18 protein-coding genes and 1 tRNA gene are annotated in these 19239 nt (G+C 62.8%); 10 read left to right on the top strand and 9 right to left on the bottom strand.

What is annotated here, in order from left to right:
* Positions 1 to 114: 114 nt before the first annotated feature.
* The gene (locus ACE3RX_RS05065; protein ID WP_374480968.1) at positions 115 to 795 is read right to left on the bottom strand and encodes a pseudouridine synthase; all 681 of its coding nucleotides are present in this window, start codon (positions 793 to 795) and stop codon (positions 115 to 117) included.
* Positions 796 to 1070: 275 nt separating this feature from the next.
* Between ACE3RX_RS05065 and ACE3RX_RS05060 the strand changes: the two genes are divergently transcribed.
* From ACE3RX_RS05060 to ACE3RX_RS05050, 3 genes are all read left to right on the top strand, one after another.
* Positions 1071 to 2489: a circularly permuted type 2 ATP-grasp protein gene (locus tag ACE3RX_RS05060; RefSeq protein ID WP_374480966.1), complete on the top strand. Its 1419-nt coding sequence runs from the start codon at positions 1071 to 1073 to the stop codon at positions 2487 to 2489.
* Between the two features lie 2 nt (positions 2490 to 2491).
* Complete coding sequence (locus tag ACE3RX_RS05055; RefSeq protein WP_374480964.1) at positions 2492 to 3442, top strand: alpha-E domain-containing protein; 951 nt, start codon at positions 2492 to 2494, stop codon at positions 3440 to 3442.
* Between the two features lie 54 nt (positions 3443 to 3496).
* Positions 3497 to 3573: transfer RNA gene (locus tag ACE3RX_RS05050), tRNA-Pro, on the top strand.
* 85 nt (positions 3574 to 3658) lie between these two features.
* On the opposite strand, the gene ACE3RX_RS05045 is transcribed toward ACE3RX_RS05050, so the two are convergent.
* Positions 3659 to 4807, bottom strand: coding sequence for a TIGR03088 family PEP-CTERM/XrtA system glycosyltransferase (locus ACE3RX_RS05045; protein WP_374480962.1), 1149 nt, complete (start codon positions 4805 to 4807; stop codon positions 3659 to 3661).
* Between the two features lie 151 nt (positions 4808 to 4958).
* Between ACE3RX_RS05045 and ACE3RX_RS05040 the strand changes: the two genes are divergently transcribed.
* Positions 4959 to 5555 carry a DUF938 domain-containing protein gene (locus ACE3RX_RS05040; protein WP_374480960.1) on the top strand — a complete coding sequence of 199 codons (597 nt, stop codon included), beginning with the start codon at positions 4959 to 4961 and terminating at the stop codon, positions 5553 to 5555.
* A gap of 71 nt (positions 5556 to 5626) precedes the next feature.
* Here the strand turns inward: ACE3RX_RS05040 and pyrF are convergent, their stop codons facing one another.
* Positions 5627 to 6445 carry an orotidine-5'-phosphate decarboxylase gene (pyrF, locus tag ACE3RX_RS05035; protein ID WP_374480958.1) on the bottom strand — a complete coding sequence of 273 codons (819 nt, stop codon included), beginning with the start codon at positions 6443 to 6445 and terminating at the stop codon, positions 5627 to 5629.
* A 445-nt stretch (positions 6446 to 6890) separates the two neighbouring features.
* Here pyrF and ACE3RX_RS05030 point away from each other — a divergent pair, with 445 nt between their 5' ends.
* Positions 6891 to 8114, top strand: a complete 1224-nt coding sequence (locus ACE3RX_RS05030) for a porin (RefSeq protein ID WP_374480956.1) — start codon at positions 6891 to 6893, stop codon at positions 8112 to 8114.
* A gap of 135 nt (positions 8115 to 8249) precedes the next feature.
* Here the strand turns inward: ACE3RX_RS05030 and ACE3RX_RS05025 are convergent, their stop codons facing one another.
* Positions 8250 to 8786, bottom strand: coding sequence for a hypothetical protein (locus ACE3RX_RS05025; RefSeq protein ID WP_374480954.1), 537 nt, complete (start codon positions 8784 to 8786; stop codon positions 8250 to 8252).
* Positions 8787 to 9094: 308 nt separating this feature from the next.
* On the opposite strand from ACE3RX_RS05025, the gene ACE3RX_RS05020 reads away from it, so the two are divergent.
* Complete coding sequence (locus ACE3RX_RS05020) at positions 9095 to 11215, top strand: TonB-dependent receptor family protein (protein WP_374480952.1); 2121 nt, start codon at positions 9095 to 9097, stop codon at positions 11213 to 11215.
* A gap of 115 nt (positions 11216 to 11330) precedes the next feature.
* Here the strand turns inward: ACE3RX_RS05020 and thrC are convergent, their stop codons facing one another.
* Together thrC and ACE3RX_RS05010 are read right to left on the bottom strand one after the other, a co-directional pair.
* Positions 11331 to 12770, bottom strand: a complete 1440-nt coding sequence (thrC, locus tag ACE3RX_RS05015) for a threonine synthase (RefSeq protein ID WP_374480950.1) — start codon at positions 12768 to 12770, stop codon at positions 11331 to 11333.
* Positions 12771 to 12826: 56 nt separating this feature from the next.
* Entirely contained in the window at positions 12827 to 13936 is a 1110-nt protein-coding gene (locus tag ACE3RX_RS05010; RefSeq protein ID WP_374480948.1) for a hypothetical protein, read from the bottom strand.
* A gap of 100 nt (positions 13937 to 14036) precedes the next feature.
* Between ACE3RX_RS05010 and ACE3RX_RS05005 the strand changes: the two genes are divergently transcribed.
* The gene (locus tag ACE3RX_RS05005) at positions 14037 to 15221 is read left to right on the top strand and encodes an HPP family protein (protein WP_374480946.1); all 1185 of its coding nucleotides are present in this window, start codon (positions 14037 to 14039) and stop codon (positions 15219 to 15221) included.
* Between the two features lie 6 nt (positions 15222 to 15227).
* Here ACE3RX_RS05005 and ACE3RX_RS05000 read toward each other — a convergent pair whose 3' ends face one another.
* From ACE3RX_RS05000 to ACE3RX_RS04990, 3 genes are all read right to left on the bottom strand, one after another.
* Positions 15228 to 15494 (bottom strand): DUF2249 domain-containing protein, encoded by a 267-nt coding sequence (locus ACE3RX_RS05000; RefSeq protein WP_374480944.1) that lies wholly within the window; start codon positions 15492 to 15494, stop codon positions 15228 to 15230.
* 283 nt (positions 15495 to 15777) lie between these two features.
* Complete coding sequence (locus tag ACE3RX_RS04995) at positions 15778 to 16191, bottom strand: cytochrome c5 family protein (RefSeq protein WP_374480942.1); 414 nt, start codon at positions 16189 to 16191, stop codon at positions 15778 to 15780.
* Positions 16192 to 16331: 140 nt separating this feature from the next.
* Positions 16332 to 17231, bottom strand: coding sequence for an alpha/beta fold hydrolase (locus ACE3RX_RS04990; protein WP_374480940.1), 900 nt, complete (start codon positions 17229 to 17231; stop codon positions 16332 to 16334).
* A 118-nt stretch (positions 17232 to 17349) separates the two neighbouring features.
* On the opposite strand from ACE3RX_RS04990, the gene pqqA reads away from it, so the two are divergent.
* The 3 genes from pqqA (at position 17350) to pqqC (ending at position 19175) form a co-directional block, all read left to right on the top strand.
* The gene (gene pqqA, locus ACE3RX_RS04985) at positions 17350 to 17424 is read left to right on the top strand and encodes a pyrroloquinoline quinone precursor peptide PqqA (RefSeq protein ID WP_139379539.1); all 75 of its coding nucleotides are present in this window, start codon (positions 17350 to 17352) and stop codon (positions 17422 to 17424) included.
* A 120-nt stretch (positions 17425 to 17544) separates the two neighbouring features.
* Complete coding sequence (pqqB, locus tag ACE3RX_RS04980; RefSeq protein WP_374480938.1) at positions 17545 to 18462, top strand: pyrroloquinoline quinone biosynthesis protein PqqB; 918 nt, start codon at positions 17545 to 17547, stop codon at positions 18460 to 18462.
* Complete coding sequence (gene pqqC / locus ACE3RX_RS04975; RefSeq protein ID WP_374480936.1) at positions 18459 to 19175, top strand: pyrroloquinoline-quinone synthase PqqC; 717 nt, start codon at positions 18459 to 18461, stop codon at positions 19173 to 19175. Before pqqB ends, pqqC begins: the two co-directional genes overlap by 4 nt.
* Positions 19176 to 19239 lie beyond the last annotated feature (64 nt).

Here is a 19239-nt window from a genome sequence, read left to right as displayed (position 1 = left end):
GCGCATTATAAAGAATTATCGAAAACCGTCAACACCATTCGACAAAATAATTCTAGGCAGCATCACAGCGCGCTCCTTCAAGCTCCGAACAGAAAATTCAGCTTTTCCGGCTCATTAAAAAGGCGGCTCACTGGACAAGCTCAACAACCTGCCAGTCAGAGGGTGTGGGAGAGTTAGGTCGGCGGCGTGTAACAGTAACCTCGGCGCGGCGCTTCGCGCTTCCACCCCTGCATATAAATCGTCACCAAGGATCGGGTGCCCCAGCGCCATCATATGAACACGGAGTTGATGCGACCTCCCTGTGATGGGGCGAAGCTCCACTCGCGTCGAATCAGTCCCGGCGTCGTACGACAGAACCTCATAGTGCGTCATCGCAGCCTTACCAGACACCCAGTCAATCTTCTGCCGGGGACGATTTGGCCAGTCCACGACAAGCGGAAAGTCAACGACGCCGCTACATTCGTCCAGCGCACCTGCAACAACAGCCACGTAACGCTTGCCGACAAGTCTCTGCTGAAAAGCAATACTCAAACAGCGCTCTATATCACGGCCCCGCGCCATGACAACAAGCCCAGACGTAGCCATATCGAGTCGATGAACAATTCGCGCATCGGGATATTCAGCCTGCACGCGCGAAGCGAGGCAGTCCGCATGTTCAACTCCTCGTCCTGGCACCGTAAGCAACCCAGCCGGCTTCTCAAGCACCAGAAGACTATCGTCCCTGAAGACGACCCTCGGCGCACCTGCTGGAGGCGCATAGTTGATAGCAGGAATCTGCAACGAAGCACTGGACATCAAAACCCGGCCTTTACGATTAGAGCAAACATTCTGGCACACCCAGCATCACAACCGATTCAAGCGAAACTCGCCCACACGTAAAAACCCACCTGGAACATGCGCACCGAATTGCGGCGCCAGCAAATCACCATGTCAGTGCCAACGCACCGAAGCGGTGCGCGCCACACAAACCACGACGTAAATCCTTTTGTTTACTATGGTTTTTTGTTTGGCATGCTTCTAGCTAAGCCAAAAGTGGTATCTCTGCTTCACAACACAATAGGCGAGCGCTAATGGCCATCACAAAATTCTTCAATGAAATGACAGCGGATGACGGGAGTGTCCGCGCGCATTACGCTGGCTATGCCGCGTGGTTGAACGATACTCCGGCAGACCGCATTGAACGCAAGAGGGCAGAAGCGGACGCACTCTTCCACCGCTATGGCATCACCTTTGCCGTCTATGGCGAGGAGTCAGGCACCGAGCGCCTGATCCCGTTCGACATCATTCCCCGCATCATCCCGGCAAAGGAGTGGAAAAGCCTTGAGGCAGGCCTGCGCCAACGGGTCAAAGCCCTGAACACTTTCATCCATGATATTTACCATGATCAGGAAATCCTGAAGGCCGGACGTATTCCTGCTGACCAGGTGCTGAAGAATGCGCAGTACCGCCCCGAGATGCAGGGCGTGAACGTTCCTTGCGACATCTATGCGCACATTGCCGGCGTAGACGTCGTGCGGGCTGGGGCCGGCGAGTTCTATGTTCTGGAGGACAACCTGCGCGTTCCGTCAGGCGTGTCCTACATGCTCGAAGACCGCCGCATGATGATGCGCCTCTTCCCTGAATTGTTTGCCCGGCACCGCGTAGCACCGGTCGAACATTATCCCGACATGCTGCTGCACACGCTGCGCAGCGTTGCTCCGGTTGGTGTTGCCGATCCGACGGTAGTAGTGATGACGCCTGGTGCGTACAACAGCGCATACTTCGAACACGCTTTTCTTGCTCAGCAGATGGGCGTCGAGTTGGTGGAAGGCCAGGACCTCTTCGTTGAGGACGACCAGGTCTTCATGCGCACCACGCAAGGACCGCGGAGGGTCGACGTCATCTACCGCCGCGTAGACGACGACTTCCTTGATCCCCAAGCCTTCCGCAAGGATTCCATGATCGGCGTTCCCGGCCTGCTCAAGGCCTATCGTGCCGGTCGCGTCACCCTCTCGAATGCCATTGGCACCGGCGTCGCTGACGACAAGTCCATCTACCCGTACGTGCCCGAGATGATTCGCTTCTATCTTGGCGAGGAACCCATCCTCAATAACGTACCAACCTACATGTGCCGCAAGCCGGAAGACCTGGCCTACACCCTCGCCCACTTGCCTGAGCTTGTCGTAAAGGAGGTGCATGGCGCAGGTGGCTACGGGATGCTCGTCGGCCCCGCCTCAACAAAGGAACAGATCGAGTCCTTCCGCAAACACCTCGAAGCCAACCCGGAAAAATACATCTCCCAACCCACCCTGGCGCTTTCCAACTGCCCAACCTTTGTGGAAAACGGCATCGCACCGAGGCACCTGGACCTGCGCCCCTTCGTGCTGTCCGGCACCGAGATCCAGATGGTTCCGGGCGGGCTCACACGTGTAGCCCTGCGCGAAGGATCGCTGGTGGTGAATTCGTCGCAAGGCGGGGGCACCAAGGACACATGGGTACTGGAGGCCTGAAAATGCTGAGCCGCACCGCTGATCACCTGTTCTGGATGGCGCGCTACATGGAACGCGCCGAAAACACCGCCCGCATTCTGGACGTAACCTATCGACTTTCCCTCCTCCCCCAGAATGGCGAGGACGTGGAACCCATGTGGGCTGGCATGCTGAAGATCATGGAACTTCAGGACACCTTCCTGGCCAAGCATCCACGCCACACCACGGAGGCCGTCCTTGAGTTCATGATCTTCGACAAGGACAACCCCGGCAGCATCTACCGCTGCCTGCGTGCAACCCGCGAGAATGCGCATGCCGTTCGCGGCACGCTGACCTCCGAACTCTGGGAGACCTCAAACGAGACCTGGTTGAAGATGAGGGATCTCACGCCGGCCAAACTCTGGGAGAACGGTCCCGGCGCCTTCTTCGAATGGGTCAAGTACCGCTCACACCTGTCGCGTGGCGTGACCATCGGAACGATGCTGCAAGACGAATCGCTGAGATTCATCCGTCTAGGCACCTTTCTCGAACGTGCCGACAACACCGCCCGCATCCTGGAGGTCAAGTACCTCAACCTGCTGCCCGGCTCTGATGAGGATGCTACGCAAGCAAACGACTACTACCAATGGAGCGCGCTACTCCAGTCCGTTTCGGCTTTCGAGGTCTACCGCAAGGTATATCGGGATCAGATCACCCCGCTACGGGTTGCCGAGCTTCTCATTCTACGTGCCGACATGCCCCGCTCGCTGGCCCGCAGCATGAAGGAGGTCTACTCCAACCTAACGCGGGTTTCAAACGCCCGCTCCGCCGAGACGGAGAGACTTGCCGGCGAACTGGAGTCCCATCTTCGATTCGGTCGTATCGAGCGTATCTTCGAAGTAGGCTTCCGCAATTACCTAGAGGACTTCCGCGATCGCATCTTTGACCTAGGCTGCCGCATTTCTGAAGACTTCCTCATCCCTGCGTGCGCATGAAATGCATTCAGGGCTTGGCAAAGCCTGAATTGATGTCTATAATGCGCAGCTTGTCGGGGCGTAGCGCAGCCTGGTAGCGCACTTGCATGGGGTGCAAGGGGTCGCGAGTTCGAATCCCGCCGCCCCGACCAATGTTTCAAGCAAAAAGCCAATCCTTAGGGATTGGCTTTTTGCTTTTATGCGTACCGAACACCCGGCACAAGCCGGGCCCGAAAGTCAAATGGCGCCGTTGAGCTTTCCTTCGTAAAGCGCCAGATAGTTCCCCATCATCGCATCCATGCTGAAATTGGTCAGGACGCGTTCGCGCCCGGCCTGCCCCATCGCTCGGGCTGCGGTGCTGTCGCTGAACAGCACGTCAAATGCCTGCGCCATCCGCTCTGGATCCTGCGGCGGAACCAGCAGGCCGGTCTGGTGATCAACCACAAGTTCCGGATTCCCTCCCACCGCTGTCGCAACGACAGGCAGACCGGAAGCCATGGCCTCCAGCAAGGTATTGGAAATACCTTCCGCCTGGGATGGCAACACAAACATATCAAGCCCGCGCATGATCTCGGGTACGTCGGAACGTTCTCCGGCCATCCAAACCGAACCATCCAGGCCTTCACCCTTCACCAGATCGGCAAGGCTCGCCGCCAGCGGCCCATCACCGACGAGAATCAGGCGGGCGCGCCGGGCGGCCTCCGGGTTTCCTCGCACGAATGCCGCAAATGCGTGCACCAACGTTGCCTGGTCCTTGACCGCCTGCTGCCGGCCTACGGTTCCGATCACAAACAGCTCAGGGTCATTGAAAGGCGAGCCGGCGATATCGCGTCGGGTCGCGGCAGGCACAAATCGATCTGCATTGACGCCGTTACAGATGCGCCGGATCCGCTCCGCTTCGATACCGACCCGATCCACGAGGTAGGATTCGATCGTTCGCGACAGCGCGATGTATTTGCTGACGAATGGCGAGTAAAGCCTCCGCACGAACTGGTACTTTCGGCTACGGCCATCCGGATCGGAATTGTCCCAGCCGTGCTCACCATGCAAACGTAGCGGCACACCGGCCAGCCAGGCCGGCACAACCATCTCGAGCGCGGCAAGGTTGCGCGTATGGACCACGGCGGGCTTGAGCTGCCGAAGCATCCGGTAGATCTTCGGGTACAACTTGAAACCGTGGCCGGCCCCTTTGTTGATGGACACGAACTCGACATCGCTGCGCTGGATGCGCTGGCAAAAAGATGGCGAACAATAAGCCAGCGCGACGATCATGTGCCGGAAGCGCTCGACGGGCATCCGGTTGATCAGGTTTACGATACCGTTCTCAAGACCGCCAACATCGAAGCTATAGACAATGTGAATAATCAGGGGGCGACTGTCGTTCATCGTTCAAGGCCTGGGAGACTCTCGGAATCAGTCGAGGACTATAGCAGGTCTCCCCTCCGCCTATTCCGGACGGATTTCCTGAAACAGCGCATTTAGCGCCGCCAGCCAGCAGGCTGGCCCGAGCCTCTCACGATCACTGGACACCAAGACCATGCCCGCCGACAAACCCTACGCCCCCGCCTGCGACCGTAACCGGGACCCGATTCTGGAGGTCCTGCGCATCCGTTTTACCGGCTGCCGCAACGTGCTGGAAATCGGTTCAGGAACAGGCCAGCATGCGATTCATTTTGCCGCAGCCCTGCCGCAAGTAACCTGGCAAACCAGCGATCGGCACGAGAACCTGGAGGGCATCCGGCAATGGTTGGCCGAGGCCGGCCTGCCCAATACCCCGCCGCCACTGGAACTGGATGTCGGCGGAGCCTGGCCCGCGGCCCGCTTCGACGCCGTATTCACCGCCAACACCCTGCACATCATGAGCTGGGACAGCGTCCTCACCCTCTTTAAGGTCCTGCCCCAGGTACTCGCGCCCAACGCCCGACTGACCGTGTATGGCCCTTTCAACTATGGAGGTCGCTTCACCAGTCCCAGCAACGCTGAATTCGACGTCAGCCTGAAGGCCACCCACCCCGAACGGGGCATCCGGGACTTTGAAGCAGTTGACGCACTTGCTCGGGAAATCGGCTTTGAACTTGTCGCCGACGACCCCATGCCCGCCAACAACCGCTGCCTAAGTTGGCAGCGTCGCTAACACAATCGCCACATGCAAGAAGGGCCGGGTAGCCCCCTGGCCACTGCGCCTATCCCAATGGCCACCCTTGCTCAGGAACGGAACAGGTTCACCTCGTCCCGGGTCGCCAGCGCGACCTTGCGGGCCTGCTCAGCGTAATCCTCGCCACGTCCCGCATAGAGGATGGCCCGCGACGAGGAGATCATCAGCCCCGTACCGGCGGCACTCCGCCCCGCTTTGACCGTTGCCTCCACGTCCCCTCCCTGGGCACCGATTCCCGGCACCAACAACGGCAGATCCCCGACGATGCGGCGGACGTCGGCCAGTTCCTGCGGGAAAGTCGCGCCAACAACCAGCGCGTTCTGCCCGTGCACATTCCACTTGCCTGCAACCAGTCCGGCTACGTGCTGATAGAGCTTGGCACCACCCTCCACCGTAAGGTTCTGCAGATCCGAGCCGCCAGGATTGGAGGTGCGACAAAGAACGATCAAGCCACGATCGGAATACTCGAGGTACGGCTCGACCGAATCGAACCCCATGTACGGATTCACCGTCAGCGCATCCGCGTCATAACGCTCAAAGGCTTCCCGTGCGTACTGCTGCGCAGTGGCGCCGATATCCCCACGCTTCGCATCAAGGACCACTGGCACAGCCGGATACTTCTCATGAATGTAGGCGATGAGCTCCTGCAGCTGGTCCTCCGCGCGAGCCGCTGCAAAATAGGCAATCTGGGGCTTGAAGGCACAGGCCAGATCAGCCGTCGCATCAACGATTCCCTTGCAGAAGGCGAAGACGGCGTCGGTGCGCCCCTGCAAATGGGCCGGAAAGCGCTTCAGATCCGGATCGAGACCGACACACAGCAGAGAATCATGATGCTGCCAGACGGCAGTCAGTTTTGAACGGAAATCCATGGGAGCCAGGGCCTGAACAGCCCGAAAGAGTGAAGTCTGGACGCAATTTTACCAGTGCAATCCGGATTTTCTGCGCCCATTGCAAGCCCGAGGCCACTGCACGTGTTGCGCTACAGCATGCTCCACACGCTGTCACGAACTGCATCAGGACTTCCGTTACGTCACAACCGCCTGTTCATTTATTGAACAGCGCAACTGTCTCACCCAAGACGAAGCACGCCCGTCCAAATAAAAATTATCTCTTTCCAAAACAGTAACTTGAATCACAAATCAGCGCTCCTTAGCGCGTCCGGATGCGTTCTGGCACAGCACTCGCAGAAGGAATGCTGCTCCGTCACGGCGAGTTTCCCAACGGAAACCCGACCTCGGGAGGAACGAAGTAGCGGCGCTCCATAGCCCGCGCTTCGCTGGTGACATCAACGACAAAATTCCGGAGACAATCGTTATGAAGAAAACCCTTCTGGCCCAATCCGTTGCCCTTGCTTGCCTGGCCGCTGCAGCCGGCGGCGCTCAAGCCGTCAGCTTCACCCAGAACGACGTGACCGTCGACATCAACGGCACGATCAACGGCTTCTACGTGAACCGTGATTCCAAGACGGAAAACAAGGCCACGGGCGTCACCACCAAGAGCCAGAACAGCGAACTGACCAACGGCCTGCTGCCGGGCTGGATCAACTTCGTTGTCACCTCCAAGGCCGGCGACCAGGACATCAAGGCCCACTTCAGCTTCGCTCCCGGCATCAACAACAACTCCACCGTCGTTGGCCTGCCGATCGGCAACAATGCCGGCGGCGCTGGCATCACCAACCCGTACAGCCAGATCGACACCCGTAACGTGTACTTCCAGTTCGGCAACAATGACTGGGGCACCCTCAAGTTCGGTCGCGACATTGGCCTGTTCGGCCAGAACATCATCCTGTCCGACATGACCCTGCTGGGCGTCGGCGGCACCTCCAACGCCGGCATCCCGTTCAACACGACCTTCGGCATGATCGCCCACGGTTACATGTACACGGGCTTCCAGGCGCAGATCACCTACAGCACGCCGAACTACAACGGTCTGCAAGCTTCCGCGGGTATCTTCCAACCGAGCCGCTTCGCCGGCGACCAGACCAAGACCCCTGGCTTCCAGGCCAAGGTTGATTACGACTGGAAGGGTGCAGCCCCCGGCAAGATCTGGGGTGGCCTCGTCACCCAGAGCACCAGCTGCTCCACCGGCGCAGTCTGTGACGGCGTCAGCAACCCTAAGAGCTTCACCGCCACCGGCTACGAAGCAGGTATCAAGGCTGGCATGAACGGCTTTGAAGTCGTGGCTTATGGCTTCAAGGGCAAGGGCCTCGGCCTGTCCACCATCGGCGCCCAGTTCCTCGGCGGCAGCGACGGCTTCGGCAACAAGACCGACTCCCAAGGCTACTTCCTGCAGGGCACCTACCAGCTGAACAAGACCAAGTTCGGTATCAACTGGGGCCAGAACAAGGACAAGGACGGTGCCACCGCTTCCGTCTTCGGTGGTCCCGAGAACAAGAACAACGCCTACACCCTCGGTGTGTACCACGGCCTGAACAAGTTCGTGACCCTGGTCGGCGAATTCAACCACGAGAAGATCACCAGTTCCGCCTTCGAGACCAAGAACAACACCGTCTCCGCTGGCGCGATCCTGTTCTTCTAATTCCCGCCGCCCCAGGGCGGTTCGGTTTCACGGGTGCCACACGGCATCCGTCACCCAACCTGTTGTGTTTCTCCCTCCTTCAGGCGCCCCTCGGGGCGCCGTTTTTTTGCCCGAAAAGAAACCCCGGGGCAGATCTCAGTCGTCGCGGCCACCACGGCCGTGACCGCGTCCATGACCTCCGCCCCGCTCACCGTCGCCGCGCTCCTGCCAGCTGCCACCGCGCTCATCCCGCCAGTCCCGGCGATCTTCTTGGCGCTCCCGACGATTTTCATGGCGGTCCCGGCGATCCTCGTAGCGCTCCCGCGGACGATAATCCGGCTCACGCCGATACTCAGGTGCCGACCGGTAACGCGGCGCATAAACATCGTTATACCAGCGGTCCTGCACGAAATAGACCGGGTAACCACAGGCGTTATAGCGCGCACAGTGTTTACGCCAGTTCTTCGCATGGCCAGGCGGCACCCGCAAGTACAAGGGCTCTCGCACCACTCCGCGGGGCACCGCCTGGATCACCATCGGCTGCGGATACAGCAGGGCTGGACGGGGGAAATTGCCGATGTCGAGGCGACCATAGAAATTCGGATCACCGATGCTGATGGATACCCCTACGTCGGCCGCCATAGCACCATGGGCAAGTACGCCCAGCGCAGCTGCAACAAGAATTCGTTTCATTTGATGTCCTCCTTCTCAACTTTATGGGAAACGCCGCACGCGGCCTGTAAGCGACTGTAAGCCAATACGACGAACCTTCGGGCTGGAAAACCGCACGGCTCGCCGGCTTGCGGCATGAATGGCATAAATAAATGACACAGCACACCGCTATCCGACAAGTCGCACAGCAGTACTGGACATCCGCAGCCCACCTTGGATATCGCGACCGAATCATGATTTTCTTGAGGCAGCAGAGCATACAAACAGGTATCGTCGGGTCCGCTTCCGGCCACCTCCCGGATACAAAGAACATCGGAGACAAATAACAAATGCACGCCCGCTTCGCCCGCACGCCGTTGTGCGCCGCCATGACCACCGCTCTCGCCACCGCCTATGCGCCGGCCTTTGCCGCCGACAATGCCACGCTGACCCTCAACCCGGTTGTCGTAACCGGCAGCCGGGCGGAAGCCGCCAGCTTCGACCTGCCGGCCGCCATCGACGTCCTCAACCGCGAAGAGATCACCTCTGGCCAACCCCGCGTTAACGCCTCCGAAGCGCTGATTGCCGTCCCCGGCGTGGTGGCCAACAACCGCCAGAACTACGCCCAGGATCTGCAGATTTCCACCCGCGGCTTCGGTGCCCGCTCGGCCTTCGGCGTGCGCGGCATCAAGCTGATCGCCGACGGCATCCCGGCCAGCATGCCGGACGGCCAGGGCCAGGCTGCCACCTTCAACCTCGACGTGGCCGAACGCATGGAAGTGCTGCGCGGCCCCTACTCAGCCATCTACGGCAACCATTCCGGCGGCGTGATCCAGCTGTTCACCATCGAACCCCGCGACAACGCCAGCCTGGAGGCCGGCTTCGCCGCCGGCAGCTACGGCACCACCAAGGCCGACATCACCGCCCAGGGCAAGCTCGACGGCCTCGGCTACGTGCTCAACACCTCCCGTTTCAGCACCGACGGCTACCGCGAGCACAGCGCCGCGACGCGCGAGCAGGCTTTCGCCAAGATCACCGGCAAACCGGACGAAGACAGCAAGCTCACCTTCACCATCAACGGCCTGTGGCAGCACAACACCCAGGATCCGCTGGGCCTCAGCTGGGCCGCTTACAAGAGCAACCCGCGGGGTGTCGACAGCGCCGCCAACGACTTCAACACTCGCAAGAGCATCGACCACCTGCAGGGCGGCGTCGCCTACGAGCGCCGCTTCGGCCGCGACCAGCTGCAGCTGTCTGCCTACAGCGGCCAGCGCAGCGTGATCCAGTACCAAGCCATCCCGATCTCCGCCCAGGCCAACCCTCGCCACTCCGGCGGGATCATTGACTTCGACCGTAACTTCTACGGCTTCGGTGCCCGCTACATCGCGGTGCGTGAAGCGGCTGGCGGCAAGCTCACCACGACCTTCGGTATCGACTACGACAACAGCACCGACCAGCGCACAGGCTACGAGAACTTCGTCGGCACGACCCTCGGTGTGAAGGGCAAGCTGCGCCGCAACGAAACTGACTCCGTCGAAAGCCTCGACCCCTACGTGCAGACCGAATGGGCCCGTGGCGACTGGGCGGTCACGGTGGGCCTGCGCCATAGCCAGGTCAAGTTCAAGGTGGACGACAAGTACATCGTCGGCGTGAATGGCAACGACAGTGGTGGTCGCGACTACGACAAGACCACCCCCATCCTGGGCGTTGTCTACAAGCTGAACCCGGCCGTCAATCTGTATGCGAGCGCCGCCAAGGGCTTCGAGACGCCGACACTCAACGAGATGTTCTACTCGGGCAGCGCCGCCGGCTTCAACTTTGGTCTCGGCGCCGCCCGCAGCCAGCACTACGAAATTGGCGCCAAGGCCCTGATCGGCGACAGCAGCCGCCTCAACGTGGCCGCGTTCCAGATCAACACCGAGGACGAACTGGTGGTGGATGCCTCTACCGGCGGCCGCACCAGCTACAAGAACGCCGGCAAAACCCTGCGGCAGGGCATCGAGGTGTCGTTCGATACCGATTGGCGCCGCGACCTCACGAGCCGCCTGGCTCTGTCTCACCTGCGGGCTATCTACGACGAGAGCTTCACCACCGGCACCGGTGCCAGCCTGAAGACCATCGCCGACGGCAAGTCCATTCCTGGCATCCCGCGCAGCACGGTGTTCGGCGACCTGGCCTGGAAGATCACGCCGGCCATCACCACCGCCGTCGAGGGTGTGTACCGCAGCAAGGTCTACGTGGAAGACAGCAACACGGCCACGCCCGCGCCGTCCTACGCCATCGCCAACATCCGCGTCACTGCCGAGCAGCGCCTTGGCCACTGGCGCATCAGCGAGTTTGCCCGCCTCGACAACCTCTTCGACCGCAACTACGTGGGCTCCGTGGTGGTCGGCGACACCAACAGCCGCTATTACGAATCCGCACCGGGGCGCAACGGCCTGGTCGGTGTGAACGCGCGCTACACCTGGTAAGCCACCAGCGGCATCCTGTGGGGCGAATTCATTCGCCCCACAGGAAAGGCCCCGCCCTCCCACCAAGAAAAATGGCCCGGACATCCGGGCCATTTTTCATGAAGCAGAACGCCTATCAGCCGGCTTCGACCGTACGGGCAATCAGAGCCTTGATGGCCTCTGCATCCACATCCATCACCTCGACGCGCTGCGGCAGCGCCTCAATGTTGTCCAGACCGGCCGGGCGCGCGGGCTTTCGGCCCAGGGCTTCGACGATGGTGTCCTCGAACTTGGCCGGCTGGGCGGTTTCCAGCACCAGGGTCGGCACGGACGGGTCGCGCAGTTCCAGCGCGACCTTCAGGCCGTCAGCGGTGTGGGTGTCGATGACCGTGCCGTAGTCCTTGTCGGCGCGGCGGATCGTCGCCAGGCGCTCGGCGTGGTTGCTGCTGCCAGAGGCAAAGGCGTACTGGCCGATGGCCGCGAATTCCGGCGTGCCGGACAGATCAAAGGCCCCGCCCGCATCCACTTTGCTCCACAGCTCGCGCACCTTGTCGCCGTTGCGGCCGACCAGGTCGAAGACGAAGCGCTCGAAGTTGGAAGCCTTCGAGATATCCATCGACGGACTGGAGGTGGCGTGGGTCTCGGCGGTGCTGCGCGGGCGATAGACGCCGGTGCGGAAAAACTCGTCGAGCACGTCGTTCTCGTTGGTAGCGAGGATCAGCTTGGCCACCGGCAGGCCCATCTGGCGGGCGATGTGACCGGCGCAGATGTTGCCAAAGTTGCCGGACGGCACCACGAAGGCGACCTGCTGGTTGTTGTTCTCGGTGGCCGCGAAGTAGCCCTTGAAGTAGTACACCACCTGCGCTGCAACGCGCGCCCAGTTGATCGAATTGACCGCGCCGATCTTGTACTTGGCCTTGTAGGCGTGGTCGTTGGAGACCGCCTTCACCACGTCTTGGGCGTCGTCGAACATGCCGCGCACGGCGATGTTGTAGATGTTGTCGTCCTGCAGGGAGTACATCTGGGCGCGCTGGAAGGCGCTCATGCGGCCATGGGGCGACAGCATGAAGACGCGCACGCCGTGCTTGCCGCGCATCGCATATTCCGCGGCGGAGCCAGTGTCACCGGAGGTGGCGCCGAGGATGTTGATCTGCTCGCCGCGCTTGTCGAGCACGTACTCGAACAGGTTGCCGAGGAGCTGCATGGCCATGTCCTTGAAGGCCAGCGTCGGACCATTGGACAGCTCCAGCAGGCCCAGCTTGCCGGCCTCCAGCCAATGCACGGGAGTGATCTCGGCGGCCTTGGCGTCGTCGCGCACGTAGCCATACACCTCGGCGGTGTAGGTCTTGTCGCAGATCGCCTTCAGGTCGGCAGCGGGGATGTCGTCGATGAAACGCGACAGGATGGCAAAAGCCAGCTCGGCGTAGGACAGCTTGCGCCACGCGTCCAGGTCGGCACGGGTCACCTGCGGGTAAGTCTCGGGCAGGTAAAGGCCGCCGTCCGGCGCCAGGCCGCCAAGAAGAATGTCGCAGAAGGATTGGGGAGCAGACTGGCCGCGGGTGGAGATGTAGCGCATGGTTCTCGCCGAGTTGAAAACGAAAACCCCGGAAGATAGCACACCCGCGGGCCCTTTCAGGCGCGCTGCACCAGGGCGTGCCCGAGGACGCCAGCGAACAGCGCAATCCCCGCCGCCAGCAGCGCCGCCCCCGCCGCTACACCGCCCAACAGCAGGCCCCCGCCGGCCAGAAACAGCGCGGTCCGCAAGCTGCCGAAGCGCACCAGTCGCGCCCGCATTGCAGTGCGCTGAGGCGTCAACGGTCCGGGATGGCGCCACACCGGCAACAGCTGGGACAGCGCCCCAGTCACGAGCGGCAGCAGGAACAGCGCGAAGAAACCGACAATCGCCGGACGGGCAAGCATGCCGCCCATGCCGTGCAAGGCGCCGGCGCCGATCACCAGCAGCAGGCCGCAGGTCGCCCCGGTCAGCGCCACCGCCGCGCCATCACCTAGCAGTCGCGTCAGGCCGTAGGTCCGCCACCAGCCATGCAAGGTGTGGATCAGCACGCCACCGATCACAAATCCCCCCACAACTGCCAACAACGGGATAAGCCCTGCCGCCGCACTGGCCGCGACACCGCCGAGCGCCCACGGCAACTGGCGCCGCAGCCGCATCGCCGCCTGCGGGTCCGGCTGGCCGAGAGCGGTCGGCATCAGCACATGCAGGGTTCCAATGGCGGTCAGGCCGATGAAGCCGAGGGTATTGAGATGCAGATGGGCCAGGCGCAGCACGGCATACGCCGCCGGCCACAGCAGCCCAGCGAGGATCGCCACCAGCGCAACGGCCAGACAACCCAGCGCCGCCTTGTACCAGGCCAGCCCCGGGTGCGGACGCCCCAGCGCGGCCCGTCCACGCCGCCACTGCCAGGCCAGGAAGCCCAGGGCCGCCGCAATGCCCACGCTCGCCGCCAGATGCAGACTCCAGCCGGGGAGCACACCGGCCAGCGCAGCCACCACCAACAAGCCGGCCAGTTGCAGCACCAGTGGCAGGAAGTGGATTGGCTTTTCCGCCGCGCCGCTGCGCGTCAGCACCGGCACGAAATGCCCCATCGCCGCGAAGATCAGCGGCATCGCCCCCAACGCAAAGGCCGCGTGGGCGGCGGCGGCCGGCGAAGCCCCCGTCACCGCCAGCCCGATGGCCAGCCCGAATGCAGCGACGACACTCGCCCCCAGATAGATCAGCACTTATTCCTCCAAACAATCACAGATCAAGGCCCATGCAAGGAATCATCCCTAGGCTGCATGCCCACCGGCATGCCAGAACAAGAAAACAAGATTCACCCCCATGGAAACCATTCGCCTCGCCCTGCTCCGTTTCTCCCGCCGTTATCTCTTCGCCGATGCAGCCCCCCTGTCCCGTGCCGAACGCTGGCGCAGCGCTCTTGCGGCAGTCATCGGTGTGCTGATCTACGAAAGCGTGTTGTTCGTGTTGCCCGTACCGGCCGAAGCCAAGCGGCAACTGGCGCCTCTTGGCGCAACCTCGGTGATCCTGTTCACCTTACCGCACTCGCCGCTGGCCCAGCCGTGGTCCGTGGCCGGCGGCCTGCTGCTGCCGGCGCTGACCGGCTTCGCCTGCGGGCACTGGATCACCTCACCGTTCCTTGCCGGCGCGCTGGCTGTGGCCATCTCGGTGTGGTTCATGGGCCAGCTGCGCTGCATCCACCCACCCGGCGGCGCGATGGCGCTGGTGATGGTCGGCGCCGCCTCCCAGGGGCTCGACCCACTGACCAGCCTGGCCGGGGTCGGCTGGAACGTGATTGCCATGCTGCTGGCAGCAACCACCGTCAATAATCTGATCTCCGGCCGACGCTATCCGCTGTGTTCACCCGCTGTATCCACGCCCAAGGCGCCGGAGCGCAACCCTGCCGGCATCCGCCAGCCTGACCTGGCCGCGGCACTTGAAGAGATCGACGCCTACCTGGACATCAGCGAGGAAGACCTGACCCAAGTCTTCCAGCGCGCAGCGCGCCACGCCTTTCACCGCCACGTGCTGCTGACCTGTGGCGACGTGATGGGGCCAGCCGCGCACCGCGTGGACTTCGCTACCGAACTGAACGAGGCCTGGCGGCTGATGAATCGCCACGCCCTCTCGGTGCTGCCGGTGGTAGACCGGGCCGAGCGGGTCATCGGCCTGCTGACGCTCGAAGATTTCCTTCGCCACGTCGAGCCGGACAATGGCCAGCGCATCGGTGACAACGTGCGCCGCCTGCTGCGTCCGACGCCTGGTCCGCATACCGACAAACCGGAGGTCGTCGGGCAGATCATGCACACACCACGCAGCGGCCTGCGCACCGCCAGCCTCAGCGACGGCATCGCCGTCGCGGCGGACATCCTCGGCCAGAAGGGGCAAGGCGCACTGCCCGTAGTGGACGAAGACGGCCGTCTGGCCGGCCTGATCACCCCGACGACGATGACCGCCGTGCTGTTCCAGCACGAGGCCCTCGACTACGTGCGGGGCGACCAGACCTGAACGCGTTCAGCCGAGCTTGGCGAAATCGATGACGATCGCGCCGGGCTCGCGCTGCTGGTAGGTAATGGATACCGTCTCACCGTAGCGCTGCTGCAGCTGGGCCAGCAGCGGCAGCGGATCATGGTCGTTGCAGAAGCGCATCGTCTCACCCGGCACAAGCGCATCCAGCGCACCGAAGATGGCTGCGTGGCGGAACCGCTTGGCGATGCCGCGGGCGTCGAACGGGTAGATGGCTTCGGGGGTGGTGTGGTTGCAGACGTGAATGGTTTGCATGCTGGCTCCAAAGTATCGATAAATCCGACTGAATCTGTCGGGTATCGTCAGTGTGCCGCCGGCCAAACCGGCTTTCCTTGATCTGCATCGGGTTTGCCGGACCTGTCACACGCTCCGGCCAGCATTCGGGCGAATGAATTCGCCCCTACGGGAACGTCTGTGGGGGCGAATTCATTCGCCCATGCCCCCTGCTTCAGCAGACAAAAAAAACCCGGCCGCAAATTGCCCGGCCGGGCTTTAGCGCGCGGGGGGTGCGCGCAGAGGTCAAAGGAGAATCAAACGCTTACTGACCCTTGCTGACGATGTAGTCGACAGCGGCCTTCATCTCTTCATCGGACAGGGACGGGTTGCCGCCCTTGGCCGGCATGGCGCCCTTGCTTCCATTGAAGCCCTCGATAGCGTGCTTGTACAGGACGTCTTTGCCCTGCGCGATGCGCGGGCCCCAGTCGGCCTTGTCGCCGAGCTTGGGCGCACCGGCCACGCCGGTCTGGTGACACATCACACAGGTCTTCTTGAACACGTCGAGGCCCTTGCCGCCATCGGCTGCCGCGTCGGCAACCGGCGCCGGGGCTGCGGCCGGCGCAGCAGCGGCAGCAGGCGCTTCAGCCTTCGGTGCCTCGGACTTGGGGGCTTCGGACTTGCCACAGGCTGCCAGCAGGGCAACAAGAAGCAGGGGGAGGAGTTTTGTTGTACGCATGAACGGTCTCGGTAATCGGATGGGGATTGGGGGTTCCCAAGAAACACAGCGGGAACACGGCGCGATGCTAGCCCTCCGCCCCTGCCCGTCTCATTGACCCGCATCAATTGGCGCCAGCCAATGCGCGCACCGGCCATTTCTCAGCCCGGCTCGCCTTCCAGCGCCGCCCGCCACGCCGCCACCATGCCCGGATGGAAGGGGTCATGCGCACACCCGTCAATCCACACCAATCGGCTGCCGGCGATGCACGCGTGGATACGCTCGGCATTGGATGGCGGACAGACCACGTCGTCACGGCCGTGGATCAGCCAGACCGGCAGGCCGGACAGCCCCGCACAGGCATCAAGAAAATCCTCCTCCTTCAGAAAGCAGCCGGACTTCAGGTAATGGGCCTGCAGCCGGTATTTGCCTACCAAGCGGTCGAGCTCCTCCGAAGTCGGTGATGGAAGCGGCGCAACCGGATCATTCACCGCCTGCTCATAAAGCAACCAGGCCAGCGCGGCCTGGCGGGCAGTCTCCTGGTCATCACCCCCGAGACGCACCACCAGTTCGGTCAGCGGATCCGGCGCCCCCCCCAGCGTCGCGGACAAGGCCTGCCAGGCCTCCGGTCGCAGCGCTGCCAGCCCGTCAAAGAACCAGCGCACATTGCCGTCGCCCGGCATGAAAAGGCTGCGCACCACCACGCCCTCCACCATCTGCGGATGCGCCGCCGCATAGACCAGCGCCAGCGTTGCCCCCCACGAGCCGCCGCTCACCCACCAGCGCGCAATGCCGAGATGGCGGCGCAGGCGCTCGATGTCGTCGATGAGATGCGCCGTGGTGTTGGCGAGGATCTCGCCAAACGGCAGCGAGCGCCCGCAGCCCCGCTGGTCGAAGAACACCACGTGATGGCGCCGCGCGTCATAGAGCTCGCGCAGGCGCGGGCTGCAGCCGCTGCCCGGTCCGCCGTGGAGCACCACTACCGGAGTACCGGCCGGGTTTCCCCAGGTCTCGTAATACAACCGGTGGCCGTCACCCACGTCGAGCAGTCCGTTCGCCATCTCAACCTCGAAATAATGATTTTCGTGAGGCGCAAGTATGCCGTCCCCGCAACAATGCATTCCACGGATTCGCCCTCCGGCGGACCGTAACCATCAATCAAAAAATTGGAGACTCATCATGACCTGGACCACCCCCCAAGCTTGCGATCTGCGTTTCGGCTTCGAAATCACCATGTACATCGCCGCCAAGTGATGGCGCCCGGATAGACCCGCCAAGGGTCTGTCCGCCCATCTCGCGATAGCGAGTCGGCGTTGCGGCTCTGCCCCCCAGCTCCGCAACGCCCCACACAGCCTCAGCGGTCACGTCCAAGCCATGAAAATCCGAGTTCTCGGCTCCGCCGCCGGCGGTGGCTTTCCCCAGTGGAACTGCAACTGTGCCAACTGCCGGGGCGTACGTGCCGGCCAGGCGGGCCTGCAGCGCCGCACCCAGTCGTCCATCGCAGTGAGCGCCGACGGCGCCCGATGGACCCTCGTCAATGCCTCGCCGGACATCCTGCAGCAATTCCAGCAATTTGCCGGCACCTGGCCCACTGAAGGCCTGCGCGGCTGCGGTATTGAATCGGTCGTCCTGGTGGACGCCCAGATCGACCACACCACCGGCCTCTACATGCTGCGCGAAAAGGGCAGCCCGTGGCCGATCTGGACCACCGACCCGGTGTTCGAGGATCTGACCCGCGGCAACCCCATCCTGCACCTGCTCGAACACTATTGCGGCGTGAACCGCCAGCCGGTTCCGCTCGACGGCCGCAGCTTCCACCCGCAGGGCTCCGCCAGCCTGGACTGGCGCGCCATGCCGCTGCTGTCGGCGGCACCGCCCTACTCGCCGCACCGCGGCAACCCGGTGCCCGGCGACAACATCGGCCTCACCGTCATCGACCCGGCCACCGGCAAGCGGGTGTTCTACGCGCCCGGCCTGGCCGAAGTGGACGACGCCGTCTTCGACGCGATGAGCAGCGCCGACTGCGTGATGGTGGACGGCACCTTCTGGACCGACGACGAGATGATCAGCCTCGGCCTTTCAAAGAAACGCGCCCGTGACATCGGCCACCTGGCCCAGAGCGGCCCCGGCGGCATGATCGAACAACTCAGCCGCCTGCCGCGCCACGTGCGCCGCGTCCTCATCCACATCAACAACACCAACCCGATCCTCGACGAAAGCTCGGCGGAACGCGCGGCCCTGACCGCCGCCGGCATCGAGGTGGCCTACGACGGCATGGAGATCGCACTGTGAGCCAAGACCCACTTCGCCCCTGGACGCCCGAAGAGTTCGAAGCGCAGCTGCGCGACAAGGGCGCTGCATACCACATCCACCATCCCTTCAACGTCATGCTCAACACCGGCAAGGCGACGCGTGAGCAGATCCAGGGCTGGGTGGCCAACCGCTACTACTACCAGATCATCATCCCGCAGAAGGACGCCGCGGTGATGTCCAACTGTCCGGACCGGGAAGTACGCCGGGAGTGGATCCAGCGCATCCTCGACCACGACGGCCACGGCGACGACGCCGGCGGCATCGAAGCCTGGCTGCGCCTCGGCCAGGCTGTCGGCCTCAGCCGCGAGGAGATCGTCGACCAGCGCCACGTGATCCCCGCGGTGCGCTTCGCCTGTGACGCCTACCTCAACTTCTGCCGCCAGCGCCCGTGGCAGGAGTCCGTGTGTTCCAGCCTCACCGAGCTGTTCGCGCCCACCATCCACAAGCAGCGTCTGGCCAACTGGCCCGAGCACTACCCGTGGATCGAGTCCGACGGCCTGCAGTACTTCCGCAACCGGGTCACCCAGGCCCGCCGCGACGTGGAACAAGGCCTGGCGATCACCCTCGGCTACTTCGACACCCGCGCCGCCCAGCTCCGCGCACTCGACATCCTCAAGTTCAAGCTCGACATCCTGTGGTCGATGAACGACGCGATGATGGTCAAGTACGGCCTGGAAGGCGGCCCGCTGTAAGGTCAAACCGTGGGGTGGGATTGCATAGGCCACCTAAGCGGGGGTTAACCCCCCCGGGGGCAGG

Origin of the sequence: Zoogloea sp., from assembly GCF_041914405.1 — a bacterium.
GTDB lineage: Bacteria > Pseudomonadota > Gammaproteobacteria > Burkholderiales > Rhodocyclaceae > Zoogloea.
Note: the sequence above shows the minus strand (reverse complement) of the source record. Positions and strands in the feature narration are given on the sequence as shown.